This is a genomic window from Paenibacillus sp. FSL P2-0089 (assembly GCF_038595095.1).
GTDB classification, from domain to species: Bacteria; Bacillota; Bacilli; order Paenibacillales; family Paenibacillaceae; genus Paenibacillus_AQ; species Paenibacillus_AQ silagei.
The window spans coordinates 6,998,322-7,015,654 of record NZ_CP152006.1; the positions used below are offsets into that span (position 1 = coordinate 6,998,322).

The following is a 17,333-nucleotide window of genomic DNA, read 5'->3' on the forward strand; positions in this document are numbered from 1 at the left end:
CCTATTTCGCCTGGCCCAGCTTGCGGGCTACGATAAGAATAAGCAATAGCGAGACTACAATAATAATGGCATTGAAGCCCCAGCGGCCCTGAAGCCACCAGCTTGTGCCGGGCGGCTCTGCTGCCATTACCGGTACCCGGGTCTCTGCGCCAAGCGCAGCCTGCACAAGCTTCTCCCCGCTGATCCGGTCTTTGAAATTAATAATATCATACTGCGGAGCGGTTGCCAGCGTGTTGCCATAGCGCAAGGAATACGGCGTCCTCTCCCCTCCCGCAAATACAAGCCGGTCTACCAGATATTCGATCTTAAGGTCCGTGATGGAGATGGGGGCATCGTCCAGATTGTAGATAACCACCCGCAGGGAATCCGAAGAGGCTGGCGTAACCGGCTGAATCTCTGTCCGGGAGATCCGGGTATCCTTGAAATCCAGCCGGTACAGCTCCCCGCTTCCGGTGACCGGGAGCTTGCTCCCGGCACTGTCATACAACTCATAGCGCCGCAGGAAATTCCCGGTGCTGCCGAGCATCACCTTCCCAATCTTCAGCCGGTCCGTGTTGCTTATCATGATCTCGGTACGGTTCTCCACCTGCGTAATCTCCGTCTGCGGTGTCTTCTGCCGCATGAATGCAGCCGTGCTCCACTCCCGGCTGCTGTCCACCAGCGTCAGGCCGGGGAACTCCAGCCCCTCCGGGTTGTTCTTCACTACAAGCCGGTAATAGCCGAACTTGTAGCTGCGCTCCAGCGTAATGCTGTCCGCACTTAACCCGTTCGTGGCATACAGATCCCCAGTGCCGAGCTTCTCCCAGGCCTGCCCGTCATAACCGCCCCACACCTCCACATGCTTCAGGAAGGATTCTGCGGGCAATTCGAACACCAGGCGGTTCCCCTGAATATCGACATGCTCGGCAAGCGGCTTAATCTGATAATCCAGCAGGGTATCCGTCCCTTTCACTGCCTTGTGGATCAATTCCGAGGCATAGATCGCGCTATGCTCCTCCACCGTCTCCGCTCCGCTCTCCATATAATAGGGAACCGGAGCGCCGGTGCTGTCCTGTATACGCAGATCGCGCAAGTCCGCTGCCGCCGAGCGGTACACCGCTTCATCCAAGTACAATTCATAGTAAGGAGCCGTCTCCGGGACGGAGATTTCGCGTGAGAACTTCCATTGTCCGCCGCCCGTCTTCTCCGCTTCGCCGGATGCCGCTGCTGCACTGTGCGCCGGGAAAGCGGCGGGACCCAGCAAGAGTCCGCCCAATACAGCGAGCAGCACAGCCGCCACTCTAGCTCTCTGTCCTGTCTTTCTCTTCGAGTGCATAAGCTTCCTCCATTCTGACCGATATCCGCTGGTAGAGGTAGGATATTCCCAGCAGGCAGAGTCCGAAGCTGAAGTACGCGATGATCTTGCTGCCGGTGTTCAGCAGGGTCAAGTCATAGAGCAGCAGCTTGCCGGTTGCCAGCAGGGACAGCGCCAGTCCGAAGCGGCGGATATACAGGTATCTTTTCCAGAAGCCATACATAATGAACATCACGGCCAGCAGCAGATAGAGCAGACTGAAGGCCAGCCCGCCGTCACGCACCTGCATCTGCACCCCCAGGAACGCCGTAACCATCACCAGAAGATAGATGCCCATAGCTACCGGGTACAGCTCTATATTCTTGTAATCGCGCAGCAGCGTCGTCCGCAGCAGCCTTGTACTGCTGAACCACACGAACACATTGAACAGAACAAGCAGACCCAGCGCCACAACATCTGCGGCAGTGCTGCCAGACCATCCTTCCGGAAGACTGGGCAGACCGAACGTGATGCCGATACAGACCGCATAGGCAATCCCGTGCAGCACCAGTACCATGATGCCGACCACCTTGTCATACAGAACGTTCACCTTCGGCAGCGCATAAGCGAGTCCAGAGGTAAGCAGACCTGCCAGCAGCAGCTTGTAAAAGGCATTGTGCGCCATATCCCCCGGCACCATCCAGTCATACAGGCGCAATGCTTCATACACCACATACCCGTAGAAATTGACGATAGCCGCATATTTGAACCAGACGGTAGCCTGCACCTCCGCAGGTGTGCTGCGGAGCAGCGTCTCCTGATTCGAATAACGGATGGCATACAATAAGGCTACAATCACCATACCCGCGGTAATAAATGTATACTTCAGATCGAAATAGGAGTTCGTGTAGTAGATTACCGCATTATAATCCGAGAGCTGCAGCAGAACGTCGAATCCGAAGAAGGTTAGCAGACAGAGGGAAAGGATGCCCCAGCCTGCACGTTCTACCATTTTGAAGCGGTACAGATGTCCGTAGACCGTAAGCGCCACGCCTTCCACCAGCCAGCCGATGGACCACCAGGCCGCTCCCAGCTGGAACGGAATCATCAGAATGGCGAAGGTCAGTGAGGTGACATAGAACAGCAGACGGCTCTCGCGTTCCTGCGGCATCTGTTTCTCCAGAAGGACACCAAGCCCCAGATACATGAGGCAGAAGGCCAGCGCGAGCGCGCCTGTGAAATCATCCAGCCCGGCATTCAGGAACAGAAGATACAGTGTCATGCAGCTAACGAGCGTGTTACAGCCCAGCAGGCCGAAGTCCAGCCAGTTAAGCTTCGTCTTGAACTTGAACGGATACCAGAGTGTAATCCCCAGATACATGGCGAAGGTCAGCACAGTGCAGAGAATGCCCGCAGCGTAGCTGTCTGCCAGATAAATCAGCACCAGGATAGACGGCGTGTTGAACAGGAAGCTGATGTAATTGACCACCACCCAGCGCTTGCGCAGAGAGATCAGCAGAATCAGCAGGTTCAGCACAAACAGATACCCCATCGCCGCATACACTGCACTGCCCTCCAGCCCGAAGGCTCCCATATAAGAGAAGAGCGGCAGATAACCCCCTACAAGCCCCATGGAACAGATCGTCCGTGACTCATAGCGCAGCGACAGCAGCACAGCGGACAGCGTGACCAGCACCGACAGGCCGATCCCGGCCCATAACCCGATAATCTCCAGCAGAAAATAACTGTAAAATATCGAGCCGTACAGCACCGACACCCCGCCGCCAATCAGCCCCAGTGCGAAGGCTCCCCGCCCCTTGCGGAACAGCCACTCCCCGCCCGCCAGCATGACTGCCCCCAGCAGGAAGAAGGCACTGCCCTTCATATAATCATTGAACCAGGTGGAGTAGGTGTATCTGAACCCGGCGCCCACTGCCAGGATCAGCAGCAGAATCCCCAGGCGGTTGATCCAATTCAGGCCAATCTTCATTTCGATCCGGTTCTGCTTGCGGCGGCGCAGCAGGGTCTCCTCATCAACCCCTTCAGCAGCCAAATCATCCAGACCGCTGTCCATCGTCCCCCTGAGCGAACGCTCTGCTTCCCGCTGCCATTGCCTGCGCAGCAGGATACTCTCATTCAGCTTCGCCTGCACCTCATCCAATATATAAGTGATCTGGGTCTTCTCCTGGCCCAGCTCGCGGGCCCCGATACTGTACATCTCCTCTATCCGCCGCTTGGCGTCCTGCTCGAAGGATGTCAGCCGGTCGAGATACGCATGATCCCGTGAGGCAAAATAAGTCTGCAGCTTCTGCCGCGATACCCGGAGAATGCCCAGCTTCTCATCCAGAATCTGCTCCGCCAGCGCAGTCCGCAGCTCCGAGTTGTCGCGCTCAAGCCTCGCGGCCTGCGCCTTCAGCTCCGCCAGGCTCTGCCTGTTTGCCCCATTTTCCCGTCTTAACACTTCGTTCTCGCGGACGAGATCACTGCTCTCGTATTCTTCAATTAAAGACTGGTATGCCTTCAAAAGCCCGTCCTGCTGCTGCTGCACAGCCCTCATCCGATCTCTGAAATCCTCCATAGCCGCCCCCCAGTATCTGCTAATCGGCAAATTGTTAATATATTGATATTACTATATTTCTAATTACCACCACAGACCTTGCAAAAACCACACCGCTTAGTTAAGATCCTGTCACATTTTTGTCTTGGCAGACGTTATAGGTTTATTATTATCTTAATATTCGAGAGATGGGGAGAATCGGACATTGAAACTGAACCTGCACAAACCGCAAACACGTTATATCCTCATCCTGCTGCTGGTGGTGGTCTTCCTGCCTGTGCCTTTTAGACATAAAGCAATGACCAAGCTGAGCATTACCGGCCTTGATGGAGTCGAATTCAAGACAGATGCCTATGCACTGACAGCGGATCATAAGCTGATGGTGGATAAAGACCTCGCTGAACGTATTCTTAATGCGCGTATTGGCTGGGAAAAGGAGGCTCCGCTCCCCAAGGGGGTGTACTATAAGGATCATGTGGCGGTACTCATGTATCACCATCTGGCGGAAACGCCGTTAACACTTTATCCCGGCGTATTACCCGCCGCACAGTTCGATGAGCAGATGCAGCTCCTGAAGCAGGAGGGCTTCCACGTCATCACGATGAAGCAATACCGCGAATTCATGCTGGACCGCGCGCCGGTTCCCGATAATGCAGTTCTATTGACGTTCGATGACGGCTATGAGAGCTTTTACAAGCTGGCTTTTCCCATTCTGCAAAAGTACGGCTACACCGCAGTGAACTTCATCATTGTCTCTGATGTAGACAACACTAGTAGGCGTCAGGTGCCAAAGCTGACCTGGGAGCAGATGCGGGAGATGAAGCGCGCCGGAATGGGCTTTTATAATCATACGTATAATTTGCATTATTATGCAGTGGTCGATGCAGAGGGCGGCACCCGCCCGGCGGCAAGCTCCCTGCTGTACATTCATGATGAGAACCGGAATGAACTGAATGAAGAATACTACAGAAGAGTAACCGGGGACCTGGCTCATGCAGAGCGCAGGCTGAAAGAAGAATTGGGCAATACGGATTCGGCTATCGCTTTCCCTTACGGCTCCTATAACGACAAGCTGCTGGAAGTCTGCGATTCACTCGGCATCCGTCTGAAATTCAATATCGGGCTGGGCCTGAGCTCCAGAACCACACTGAACGCTCCACGGATTAATGAAGGGAACCGGACACTTCCCCCGGCGCTGTCCATCCAGCAGCTGAAGCAATTCGAGCCGCCGATGATCCTGACCGTGAACGGGAAGAAGGTTCTCCTAACCGGAACTCCGCCGGAGCTGCGGAACGGAAAGGTCATGGTTCCACTGGATGCGCTATGCTCCGAGCTAGGCGTAGCGATGCATTATGACCGCAGCAGCGCGGTCCTGAAGCTGACGCCTACCCCTTAGCTGCCTGACGCACCATAGGCTCACGGCCTAAGGTTACCCGGTTCTTCCCCGTGGCCTTGGACAGGTACAGCGCCTCGTCCGCCTCGCGGTACAGGTCCTCGAAGGTCACATCTGCCTGATCCGTAAAAGCGATGCCGATGCTCACCGTAAGCTGGATGTGATGCCCCCCGTCCAGCTCCACGATGTGCTCGCCCATAGCGGTGCGGAAGCTCTCCGCCTCCTTCAAGGCCGCGGCTTCGCTGCCGGCGAAGAAGCAGACGGCGAACTCTTCGCCGCCTACGCGCCCGGCAATTCCTTTGTCATGATATACCTGCATAATCTTGCCCGACAAATCCACCAGTGCCTGATCACCGGCCATGTGTCCGTATGTATCATTAATTAATTTGAAATCATCGATGTCGAATAGCAGCAAGGCCATGCCCGCGCCGATCTGTGCGGAGTAACTCTGCACCAGCCTCATGAAATGCCTGCGGTTGTACAGCCCGGTCAGATCGTCCACCGTGGCCTGATGCAGCAGCTCCCGCTCATACCTCTTCTTCTCGCTAAGATCACTGAAGACCAGCAGCATTCCCGTACTCTTCGCCCGGACCTGCTCTGTGGCAATGAGCGCAACCCCATAACAGGACCCGCTCCGGCCGGGAGGCTCGATTTCGAACTGTCCCTCCCTCCGCTGCGCATAGCAGGCCGACAGCTGCCCGTGCTGCCTCAGCAGCGGCTGAATGCTTGTGCCCATCCAGGTCTCCGGCTTCTCCTCCAGCAGCTCGGAGAGCATAGCATCCGCCGCCTCATTGACATCCATTATGTAATCGTAGCGGTCTGTCAGGACGATGCCGTCCTTCATATTCTCGAAGATTTTATTCTTAGCCAGCGGATATAAGGACAGTCTGGGATCGCGGAACAAGGTGAGGTAAGCGGCCACGATGGGCGGCAGGTAAGTGAAGGCCGTGAAGCCTGTAATCGTAATCTGCAGCAGCGGAAGCAGGAACACCGACAGGACCGGGACCAGCAGACTGAATAACAGCAGCGCATTATGGCGGAAATAATACTTAGGCCCATTCAGGAGAGAGATGGCCAGCAGATATACAGCATACAGTCCGAATAACTGATCGTACGCGATGAGGATCATGCTGAGCACCGTGGGCTTCACTACGATTCCGGTAACACCGGCCACCGTAGCCAGTCCGACCTCACTGCGCATCAGATGATGGTAAGAGTCGGTGAAGATCAGCAGCACATCCACCGCCACCGGGATACAAAAATAAATAAGCCTCTTGGACAAACCCTCAGAGGAACGGGATACATACTCTTTAATAACCGCATAAGTGAAGATCGCACTCAAAAAAAGCGGGCCCTGCTGCACATTCTTCCACCATAGCTTCGCCTCGAAGGAATCCGTTAGAATCTCTCCGGCCGTAGCCGCGAAGATCATGCTGACCAGCAGCATCAATATCCATAAATAGCATCTTCCTGGTGTATGACGGTGCTTGTAAGAACCGATGCCCATGTAGAGACTTAGAACGCTGCCCATTACCAAGTAAAACGGATAACCCTGCATCCACGGCATGTCATATTTCTCCTATTTTTGAGATTGCTTTGCCTTATTATATCCTACTCTTTCGCACAAATGAATCATTCTGCCAAAAAATACTACCGGTACCTAAGGTTCCGGACAAAACAAAAGAGGATACTCCTTCACCATCTGCATGGATGCGGGAATATCCTCTATAGCAATACCATTATTTCTTCTGAGCGAGACGTTGTTTGAACTTGTCAACGCGGCCGCCAGTTTCGGTATCTCTTTGTTTACCTGTGTAGAACGGGTGGGATGCAGAGCTGGAGTCTACACGGATCACCGGGTAAGAGTTGCCGTCTTCCCATTCCATAGTTTCACCGGATGATTTGGTGGATGAGCTAAGGAATTTGTAGCCTACGCTAGCATCGAAGAAAATAACCTGGTTGAACTTAGGGTGTATGCCTTGTTTCATTGTAGTAACCTCCTTTCCATACGGATACAACTTATGAAGAATTATTGAAGCCATCTCTTGGTCTATTTAAAAATCCGGTTAGACAAAGGGAGATGCGTAAATCTTCCGATTTTTACACGCCATACTATCATACGTGAAATGAGCCGCTGAGTCAAGAGCCTGTCCTAGAGGGATTTCACCATTCCGCCGTCGATCAGCAGGGACTGTCCCCTCAAGACCCAAATCCATCGTCCATTCCTCCTGTCAGATTGGTTGCAGGACTTCCTGCTCCCACTCATTATACATCGTATTCCAGTTCCTTTTTGGCCTGGACGATGAAATCCAGCGGATTCTCGATGGTGTCCGCCGCATATTCCACTGCACCGATCTTCAGCCCCAGGGTGACCTTGTACTTGCCGGAGAACTCTGAGTCATTCAGCTCCTGCAGCCGCTGTTTGATCCGCTCAATGACAATCTTGGCCCCTTCCCGGTCCGTGAAGAGCAGAAGGCCCCAGGTAGCATCCTCCTTGTCCAGCAGATACAGCGCATCATTGGTACGAATGCTCGACTGGCTGAGCTGGGAGACATCATAGATGGCTTCGGACAGCTGCTCTTCCGGAATCAGGCGGCGGATTTCATTCCAGTACTTCACCTTCACCACAAGCAGCGTCAGCGGGATTTTATAACGGACCGAAATTCCGGTGAACAGGCTGGCGTCCTTCTGAAAAGAAATACTGTTGCGCAGATCCGTATTCTCATCCACCGCAGCCAGATTATTCGTGCGCTTCAGCAGCCGTTCATTCTCCGCCTGCAGCTCACGGGTGCTTGAGGTGAAGACCCACAGCACCACCGTAAGCAGCGGGGTCATAACCAGCCAGAAATACGTCTCTACACCGATCGATGCGCCCTGCGATACCGTCTGATAGACCACGAAGAAGCCGTAGCCGAAGACAAACGCCAGATTCAGCGTCAGTCCCGCCGTGACCGTGGTGAAATACGTGACCAGCGCCAGGATGAACGATACATTCAGAATAATAATGTTCTGGACGTAGTTATCCGGTGAGCCCGCGATATATACGATGCAGGCGAAGATCAGAACCAGAAAGGCCAGGAAGCCCAGATCCGAGGTTAGACTGCTGCGGTTACGTCTCACGCTTGATCACCACGTTTCTTCTTATGTTTGCGCAGCATCAGAATCAGCGCCACGACCACCAGCGTCACGATCATCACCGCTGCGGTCACGAAGCCCAGTACATCGCTGCGCTCCATCACCCGCGAGACCAGAGAGTCCGGCTTAGCGCCGGAGACCGTCTTGAAGCGGTAGGCATTCACCGTGCCGTCCTTATCCGCCACAACGCCGTCACCGTACACCCTCCACCTGTCCTTCTCGCTCCCGATCAGCTTGGAGACTACGAAGTAGCTCTCAGAGCTGACCGCAGTGACCGCAAGCAGGCCGCGTCCGCTATCGTAAGGGGATTCCAGGAGCTGGAGCGTGCCGATGGCGGCTCCGTACTGCTCGTCGAGGGCGATTTTCTCATTGGAGAGGAGGGTTGACCCGTCCTTGTTATACTTGAAAAAGAGCTTGCCGTTGTTGTCACGGATCACCTTATTATTCTTATAGCTCCCGATCGCAATAATATTGTTGTCCTTCAGGTTATCCGCTCCTGCGTTATCGCTGTAAAAGTGGACATCACCGGTATTTCCTCCGGCAAACTGCCCGAGCATATTGAAGACATTCCCGAGGCTCCTGTAGGTGTAATCATCCCTCTCCTTCGGCAGCACCACCGCCACACGGTTGAAGATGCCGTCCCGCAGGAACGGATACGGGTAATTGCTCAGCAGGAGGTCGGTGCGGTCCTTCGTGTTCAGGCGCATGAGCGATTCCTTGCTGATATAAGCCCACGGCATCTCCTCTTTGTTCGGAGTACAGAGCATGCTCGCAAGCTCCAGATCGAAAGCCACCGTCACGGTGAAGTTGCCGGAGATATTCAGACTCTGCGGCACATTCAGATTCAGCACATCACCGTTGGCCAGCTCCTTCGTCAGCTTCTTGCTGCCGATGGGCGTATTATTGATGCTCACGGTCACCAGGGAACGGTTGAAGTCCAGATTCGCCGCATACCGGAAATCCAGGCTGATTCTGCCGTCATCCGCAATGGAGCGGTTGGACGGGAGAGAGACGAAATACGTCTGCTCCTGATGGTTGGGCCCGGTGAGCTTGTCCCCCGTCTCCGTGAACGTAATGTTCGAGCTGATGGCCGGCGCAGGGTTCACTACATCGGTAGCATTCGTAACCACCTTCAGATCCTTGCGGAGCTGGCTCATCAGCTCCCGGCTTGCCATCAGCCGTCCGGCCTTGATCAGCAGGCTCTCGTCCCTCGAGGTCACCACCAGTGTAGGCAGGGAATCCTTGTTCACCAGCTGAATGACCGCATGGGTGCCGAGGTCGTCCGCCGTACTCACCAGCTTCTTTATTCGTTCCGGCAGATGATCATACGTAGCTACCAGCACTACTGCACTCTTGTCCTTGACGGTATCTTCGCGATAAGGCAGCAGCGGAATGGTTCTGTCGTTCAGCGTGTTGCCTTTGGCGAATCCCGAGAGGGCGTAGGTAGCACTTTCCAGCTCTGCCCCGCTGGCATTCTGCGGCACGGCGAGCAGGCTTTGTTCATTTTTTACCGTATCCATTCCTGAGAATCTGGCACTGAAATCCTGAATGCCTCCAGTAATGGGCTTCGGTGTATAATTCACAGCAATGTTCGAGGTGTTGAACAGATGCAGCCAGCTGTCCTGCATATCATCGATATTACACAGTTCATAGCCGCCCGTCGTGGTTCTTAAGCTCCCTTGTATCCGCAGTGTATTGCTGCCCTTCGTCAGGAAGCCTTTGGGCGCCTCTACACTCAGGCTCTGCTGCCCGTTATTGTCCAGGGACGGCCGGAAGGAATAGAACGGAATGCCGTTCAGCGACAGTGTGACGCTCGACAGCTTATCCTCACTGATCTGTGAGGTCTGGAATTGCAGATTGATCATCACTTGATCCACATTCCAGTAATCCATGACTGTGAAGAACTGCTGCTGGGAGCTGGAGCCCCTCAGCGAGACATCGCTGGTGAACAGCGTCTCATACGTTGCTCCCGCTTCACCGGGAAGCACCGCCGCCTGTGCCGCAGGGATTTGAACCAGGAAGAGGGAGAGGCAGAGCAGCACTGTTAGGATCTGTTTTTTCATCATGTTCCGTATCTCCTGACATCTTATTTCTGGACCTCCGGCGCACTAGTACCGCTCGGTTTTGTACCACTTGGCTTCCCGTTTAAAGATAACGTCTTTGAAATAGTTGTACAGCCCGTAAGCGGCCACTACCATCCAGAGCTGGCAATACGAGACGTACATCAGCAGAATAATCCACAGGTTCGACAGGCTCATCTCACCCTTCTCTGTGGTCAGGGTAACGAAGATCCCCACCACGAACAGCACAATAGCGAGCAGCCACAGGAAGCTGCTGAGCCCGGCGATGGTGGTATGTACATACCCCATGGCATGCAGCACGAGCAGAATATCCGAGGTGACCAGCGAGATCAGCAGGAGGAAGTAGATCGAGACATAATACAGAATATCGAAGCGGATCTTCGCCGCCTTCCGGTCGATGAGGAGCGGAAGGTTCTTCACAATGACATAGATATTGCCCTTCGCCCAGCGTGTCCGCTGCTTGAACCATACCTTCACCGTCTGCGGCTCCTGCTCCCAGGTGACCGACTTCGGCTGGAACTTGATCCGGTAGCCCATCATATAAATGCGGAAGCTGATCTCTGTATCCTCGGCAATTGCCTTCACATCCCAGCCGCCGATGCTCTCGACAATGGTCCGGCGCATAATGAAGTTTGTTCCCGGGATCGTACAGAGCTTGAACAGCTTCCAGCGCCCTGCTTGCGCCATCCACTGGAAGGATAGAGTCTCGATATTAATGAACCGGGTCAGCAGGCTGGCATCCCGGTTGCGGGTTCTGAACTTGCCGATAACCGCCCCCAGGGAGGCATCATTCATAATCTCTGCCACCAGGTATTTCAGCGCCGTGCGCTCCGGCGTATTGTCGGCATCATAGATCGCAATCAGCTCCCCGCTACTGCGGGTGAAGCCGATGTTGAGCGCATTGGATTTCCCTTTGCCGCCTGTGACGGCGTCCGTATTGATAATGATCAGCTTGCGCTGCGGATTCCGCTGCTGGATAGCATCCAGCAGCTCAGCGCTGTTGTCTGACGAATTATCATTGATGACGATAATCTCATACCGGTCATGCGGGTAATCCATTGCCAGCAGGGATTCCACGGTTTTGCTGATGACGACCCCCTCATTGTGAGCAGGAACCATAATCGTCACCATGGGATGCTCCCCGGTAATCTCAGGCACCGGTTCGTTTTCCGTTTGAATGTAGTACAGATACCCCGCTATAATCAGCATCACATTCACCAGCAGCAGGGACCAGATACAGATGACCGCGATCACCATCAATACGTCTGAGATCGTCATAGTATTCTCCTAAACTCGCTATATTTTTCCCGGATTACTTGTTCAAATATTTCCTGCGGTACATTCTGTAGCCGATAGTGAGCAGGCCGCCGAACAAGAGCAACGCAGCCAGGATCACGATGATGAAGAATTGATTCTGCACGCTGAACAGCCTGTTGAAGCTTGTCGCCTGCTTCTCCTTGTACTGGAAATCAACGGCGACCTTCTGCGGGGTATAATCGACATCCAGTGTGTTGCCATCCAAGCGGATCACCCCGTCAGCAGATTCAAGAGTGTGCTTATCCGTGCGGACCGTATGCGCCTCTTGCTTATAGTCTGCGAAGGTATACCATTCCGCATTCAGATTCTGCAGAAGTTCCTCCAGCCCGCGCTCATCCTCCGGCAGGTCCAGCGTCACCGCCGTATTCAGCGGAAGCTCCGGCATCGCCTTTCCTGTTCTGCCAATTCCCTGCAGCAGCGCCGGGGGCAGACTGTACAGAGAAGAAGAGAAGGCCGCTGAGGTGTCTGTCTGCTCCATATAATGGGTCTCTCCGTCCGGGAAGAGCACCGCCGAATTGAAGAACCCCATGCCTGCGGCCGAATACTCCTTGTCATACGTCCAGTAGCTCTCGGCAGCAACGCCGAGCGGTGCCACGCCCCCTTCCGCCAGCACATTAATGAACTGATTCATCTTCCCGCGCAGGGATCGGTCATTCGAATTAATCGGCGGTCTGACCGCAGGGGCATTGACCACGATGCTGCCGTTGCGGGACTGGACGGCTCTGAGCGCCTCCAGATACCGCTTCATAGCGGGGAAATCCGTATTCGCGAATACCGGACGGACACTGGCGATGAAGGGAATACCGCTTCTATACAGGTGGTCTGCCATCTGCTCCAGCAGATTCAGATCCGAGAAGGGATAGATCTCCTTGATGACCAGATACATCTGCGACTGTGCCGTATAGTGCAGCCAATCCTTCAGCACATAGGCCGCAGCTATGGCTGTGAAATCGCCCTGCTTCAGATAAGGCAGGTAAGCGGAGCGGCCGCTGCTTACCGCAAACGGCACCTGTGCTCCCGCATCCGATGAGGACCACGTTCCATAAGAACGCCCAGCATCGGAAGCTGTTATATAAGGCATCCCTTCGACCTCCACCGGGATTCCGGTGAATCCGCCGATGGAGAGGCTTGCGCCCGCTCTATGCCATACCCCGGTCTTCAGCCGCAGCGTCTGCTGCATCCGGGCAGGCGGTCTATATCCAACATGCAGCATAGCGCCCTTATACCCGGCTGCTTCCTGAAGGTAGGCTTGATTCGTAATCTCAAGCTCATCATTGTTAATCACAGTGATCACGCCGGAATAGCCCTTCATGCCGCCCGGCTCATAAGAGGAAATAGGCTTCAGCGTGACCTGTGCGCTGTAGGCGGCAAGCAGCCGTTGCAGCTCGGCCACATTCCCCTGCTGGCCTGAATTCTTCGCCAGACTGTCGAACAGCAGCAGAATCCGCTGCGCCGGAGCCGGAGAAGCGGCAGCGGATGCCGGACCGGCAGACGGCAGCAGATCGCCCGCCAATACAATGAACAGCAGAATGACGATTCCTCTGCGTCTCACATGCCCACCCCTTTATTCAGTGCCGGATATTCCTTGAGCGGCCGTGCAGACGGCGCAGACGGCACCGATCTGCGTGATGAGATTCCGCGGCCGATTACGCTCGCAGCCGTCTGGAAGATGATCAGGTCGAAGGCCAGGGTGAACAGGAATTCATGCTTGGCAATATCCGCGTCACCCGCCCCGATAATGGAGACTACGATACCCGACAGTCCGACCAGCATCGTTGCCAGAATCACCAGCAGACGCTGCATCCCCCGGAAACCCCGGGTACGGATGGACCGGACGAACGATGGCATATAGACCCCTATCGTTACGGCCATCCAGAGAAGAATGAAGGCGAAGGGACGAGGGGCCAGCTTCTCCTTAAGTGTGCTGTACAAGCTGAAGAAATGACTCTGTGCCCGGAACTCCTTGCCTGCGGACAGCTCATAGTTCCCCATAGCCGCCGGCTTAATTTTATAGGCACTCTCAGCAGCCGTATCCAGGATTGAGCCCAGCTCATTCGGGTGAGAAGCATAATAGGTCAGAATGGAGACGAAGCCGTAACGGCTGTAGAAATTTTTATCCAGCAGCTCGGATTTCACATCCACCGTCCCGTATTGGTCATAGTACGTATTCTCTTTGAGAATCGCGTACTGTTCATTGATCCCGAAGGAACCGAGCGCGGTCTCCGGATTCTTGGATTCCATCAGCACCCCGCGCGTCATCGCATGATACTGGTTAATATTCACGAACTCTTTGGAGATATTAAGATACGTTGCAATTCCGGCGAACATCATCAGACCGGCCGACAGCAGTGTCACCCAGCGGAACAGCTTGTCCCGGCGGATCAGCACCAGCGGAATCGAGAGCAGGGAAATCACCATCCCCACCGGAGCATTCTGCTGCTTGGAGGTGGTCAGGATCAGGGTACTGATCAGCAGGATCGCCAGCATGGCATAATCGTTGTATCTCTTCCGGTACAGCAGCAGCCAGGAGGCGAACACCAGAATCATGGTCACCATCACCAGGCTCTCGCCGAAGAAGGAGCTGAAGTAGTTGGTGTAGCCTGTATCCCCGAAAATGAACACCGCAAGCGCCGCGACTGCCATCCCCCGCTTAAGTGACATTTTCAGCGTGATCGCTTCAACCAGCAAGTAGACTGCGGCAACATACAGCAAGGTGTAGATTGCAGCCTGGAAGCGGATATCGAAGACCTCGCGGCTGAAAAACAGCTTGTTGACGAAGATCGCCAGCTTGATAAACAGGGACTGGGAGGAGACCACCATCGTGCTGTTCTCGTTGAAATATTGAAAGATTCCGAACTGCTTCACGAAATAGCCGAAATACTGGCTGTCATAGTCCGGAGCATTGAAATAAAGGCCGTTGCTATAGATAATCCGGTAAAAGTCTCCATTATCCGCCATGCCGATATAAGGGGAAGTAAACAGCGAAATAGCCGTCACCAGCAGCACGCAGAACGCGGCGGCAAAGGCCGGAGTAATCCGAAAGCCAGCCAACGTGATACCAGGCCGGGTCGATGTAAGCTCTAGGTTGTTTATCATTCCGATTCCCCTTTTTGGTTATATTATGGAGCCTTATAGGAGTAAGCCAGCAGTGCCATCAGGTTGTCAAAAGAGTAGGCCTGCCCGGAGGCAGGATCACCGAAGCCGCCATATAGCGGACTCACAGGATCTGTCACCCTGAATTCATTCATCCGGTCCATACTGGACTGATAGAGCTCACCATCCTCCAACACAGCTCCAATCATGGCTGTGAGCGCGTAGACCGCTGTTGAACGAATATCATTAGCCGGCTTGCCCTCACGTGTATATTGTCCGAACAAGGTTCCCGCTGCGACCTGAGCTTTGATGTAGCTGATGCTTGCCGGCCGCTCGCGGCCGATCTCTGCCAGATGAAGAATTGTCAGCAGAGATTCTACTGAGTTGATGCCTTCAGAGCTGTACTGTCCGCTCTTGTAATCGAAGCGGGTCTCATAGAATGGAAAAGAATCGGACAAATATCCTTCCTCCAAAATACCGCTCATATTCTTCAACAAATTCTCTTGTAATTCGCTAGATATCGACAATTTCTGCAATACACTCAGATCAATATAACACAAAGTTACGAATCCGTTGACCATTTTCAAATAATTGTCATAGATGTCATAAATGTAACCTTTTTTAGTGTTGTTTTTATAGAAACGTTCTCCATATTTATCGGCTTCCCTGGTATATTCCGGCTGGTTAAATGCCTGCCCCGCCTCATATAGCGCTCCGATCATCCGCAGGTCATCCACCGCTGCATTCACGGGATAACGCTTCTGCTGCCTGGGACTGTAGCGGTAGCTGAAGCCGCCCTCCATATCGAAGATTCTGCGGGCCGTCTTCCACTGCCGGTCGAACAGCTCCTGATTGCGGGTCCGGACCGCAGTCTCCATCAGGAGAGAAGCGGACTCGCTCAGAATCTCATGACCGGTAGCCACCTCTGCCGATTCAGAGGTCTCCTTCAGATTCGTATATACCCCGTCGGGTCCTGTAAGCTGCGTATTTATGAAATGGTATAATTCCTGCTGTTCCAGTGTAGGCTCAAGCTGCGGCGCTTCATCCGGCCGTGTAGTCCCTGCGGGAGAGACCGCCGGAGTATAGACGGGAGAGGATGGCGCCGGTCCGGCCTGATTGCCGCCGCAGGAGGTTAGCAGGAGCAGCGACATCCCCAGAACAGCAGCCTTGCTATATCTGCTTTCCAATCGATCACATCCTTAAATGACAACTACCAATTGATCCATACTAATATAACGGTAATTATTGTCACATTATTTACTGTTTGTCCGAACATTATGTGTCGCCTTCACATATTTCTCCTTTTCCGCCAAAAAAAAGAGCCGCTCCAGGTCTTAACGACCGGAACAGCTCTTATGAATGCTTAGGTATTATCTCTAGCTCTCTTTAATTCTCCGGTACGTGGCCTCATCGGCGACGATGTAGAGTCTGGCGTCTGCCGGAATCGGCCGGTCAAGCTTGCGGTTAATGCCCAGATCGCCCCGGTCGGACAGCAGAGTCGCCCCCTGGCGCAGCAGATCCTGAAAGGCCTCCCCATAGGTTGTCCAGCCGCTGCGGCGGGGAATCTCATAGATATCATCCCCGTGCTCGCGGCTGAGCAGCTGGGTGATCACCTCAGAATTGCCCTCCTGCAGCGCAGAGCGTACCGCCAGTCTGGAGATCGCATCATGGGAGAGCACGAACTCGTTCACCTGCACATGCTTGAAGTTCTTAATGTTCTTCTCCTGCATAATTTCTACGGTAGTATGTACCTGCGGAGCAATCCGCTCAATGCTGGAAGCAATCAGCAGCGACTTGCCGTCGCTTAAGGAAGCTTCGTCGATACGGGTGTCGCTGAACACAATCGCTGCTCTGGCGCTCCCGATATTCGCCTTCAGCAGAATGTCATCGCTTGCGGCATCACCGCTGATGAAGTGGACCTGCTCCATGGCTTCCAGCGGATGCCGTCCGTTCTCATCGATAATGACCACTTTGCATTCCCTGTCGTAACACAGAATCTCATCTACTGCCGCCTGTGTCTTGCGGCTCCAGTTAATCAGCAACACATGATGTTGTCCGTGAAAGGTCAACGTTCCGGCTCCTCTCCTGCGCTGCATCTCGCCCATGGCCTCAACAACCTTGCCGATCACCAGACTGAGCAGACCGATGCCAAAGATATATAAGAAAATCGTAAACACCTTGCCGGTGACGGTAGCGGCAAAGTAATCGCCATACCCGACGGTAGCCATGGTGGTCATCACCCAATAAAAGGCGTTGAACCAGCTATGAAACGTGTCCGGCTCCAGCAGGAAGGCGATGGTTGCGCTGAGAAGAATGAAGGCCAGAATAATAAAGGCAATGGACTTCTTCTTGAGATGAAGCAGCTTGCCGGATAATTGGATTAGAAAATGCAATGCCCATCCCTGCCTCCCGGGTGAATTGAGCCGGCGGGCAGCAGCCTGCGCCGAGTCCCTTGCGGGGCACAGCCGCCGCCCGCCTGCCAAT

At 54.1% G+C, this 17,333-nt stretch carries 12 protein-coding genes; 1 reads left to right on the forward strand and 11 read right to left on the reverse strand.

Annotation, left to right across the window (positions count from 1 at the left end; genetic code table 11):
• Position 1 precedes the first annotated feature (1 nt).
• Complete coding sequence (locus NST69_RS29740) at positions 2-1,315, reverse strand: DUF3999 family protein (RefSeq protein ID WP_342547884.1); 1,314 nt, start codon at positions 1,313-1,315, stop codon at positions 2-4.
• Positions 1,281-3,851, reverse strand: coding sequence for a DUF2339 domain-containing protein (locus NST69_RS29745; RefSeq protein ID WP_342547885.1), 2,571 nt, complete (start codon positions 3,849-3,851; stop codon positions 1,281-1,283). Before NST69_RS29745 ends, NST69_RS29740 begins: the two co-directional genes overlap by 35 nt.
• Before the next feature lie 184 nt (positions 3,852-4,035).
• Between NST69_RS29745 and NST69_RS29750 the strand changes: the two genes are divergently transcribed.
• A complete protein-coding gene (locus NST69_RS29750) occupies positions 4,036-5,226 on the forward strand; it encodes a polysaccharide deacetylase family protein (protein WP_342547886.1) in 1,191 nt (396 codons plus the stop codon).
• On the opposite strand, the gene NST69_RS29755 is transcribed toward NST69_RS29750, so the two are convergent.
• The 9 genes from NST69_RS29755 to NST69_RS29795 form a co-directional block, all read right to left on the reverse strand.
• On the reverse strand, positions 5,216-6,790 hold the full coding sequence (locus NST69_RS29755; RefSeq protein ID WP_036722726.1) for a diguanylate cyclase: 1,575 nt from the start codon (positions 6,788-6,790) through the stop codon (positions 5,216-5,218). The two genes, NST69_RS29750 and NST69_RS29755, sit on opposite strands and share 11 nt — an antisense overlap.
• A 172-nt stretch (positions 6,791-6,962) precedes the next feature.
• Positions 6,963-7,211, reverse strand: a complete 249-nt coding sequence (locus NST69_RS29760) for a type B 50S ribosomal protein L31 (protein ID WP_036722727.1) — start codon at positions 7,209-7,211, stop codon at positions 6,963-6,965.
• Positions 7,212-7,488: 277 nt separating this feature from the next.
• Positions 7,489-8,343 carry a diguanylate cyclase gene (locus tag NST69_RS29765; RefSeq protein ID WP_036722728.1) on the reverse strand — a complete coding sequence of 285 codons (855 nt, stop codon included), beginning with the start codon at positions 8,341-8,343 and terminating at the stop codon, positions 7,489-7,491.
• A complete protein-coding gene (locus NST69_RS29770; protein ID WP_342547887.1) occupies positions 8,340-10,424 on the reverse strand; it encodes a cellulose biosynthesis cyclic di-GMP-binding regulatory protein BcsB in 2,085 nt (694 codons plus the stop codon). Before NST69_RS29770 ends, NST69_RS29765 begins: the two co-directional genes overlap by 4 nt.
• Before the next feature lie 42 nt (positions 10,425-10,466).
• Positions 10,467-11,717: a glycosyltransferase gene (locus NST69_RS29775; RefSeq protein WP_342547888.1), complete on the reverse strand. Its 1,251-nt coding sequence runs from the start codon at positions 11,715-11,717 to the stop codon at positions 10,467-10,469.
• Between the two features lie 34 nt (positions 11,718-11,751).
• Positions 11,752-13,308: a hypothetical protein gene (locus NST69_RS29780; protein WP_342547889.1), complete on the reverse strand. Its 1,557-nt coding sequence runs from the start codon at positions 13,306-13,308 to the stop codon at positions 11,752-11,754.
• Positions 13,305-14,852 carry a hypothetical protein gene (locus tag NST69_RS29785; RefSeq protein ID WP_342547890.1) on the reverse strand — a complete coding sequence of 516 codons (1,548 nt, stop codon included), beginning with the start codon at positions 14,850-14,852 and terminating at the stop codon, positions 13,305-13,307. The genes NST69_RS29780 and NST69_RS29785 overlap by 4 nt, the downstream gene beginning before the upstream one ends.
• 23 nt (positions 14,853-14,875) lie before the next feature.
• A complete protein-coding gene (locus NST69_RS29790; RefSeq protein WP_342547891.1) occupies positions 14,876-16,036 on the reverse strand; it encodes a hypothetical protein in 1,161 nt (386 codons plus the stop codon).
• A gap of 189 nt (positions 16,037-16,225) precedes the next feature.
• Complete coding sequence (locus tag NST69_RS29795) at positions 16,226-17,242, reverse strand: ion channel (protein WP_342547892.1); 1,017 nt, start codon at positions 17,240-17,242, stop codon at positions 16,226-16,228.
• Positions 17,243-17,333: the final 91 nt, after the last annotated feature.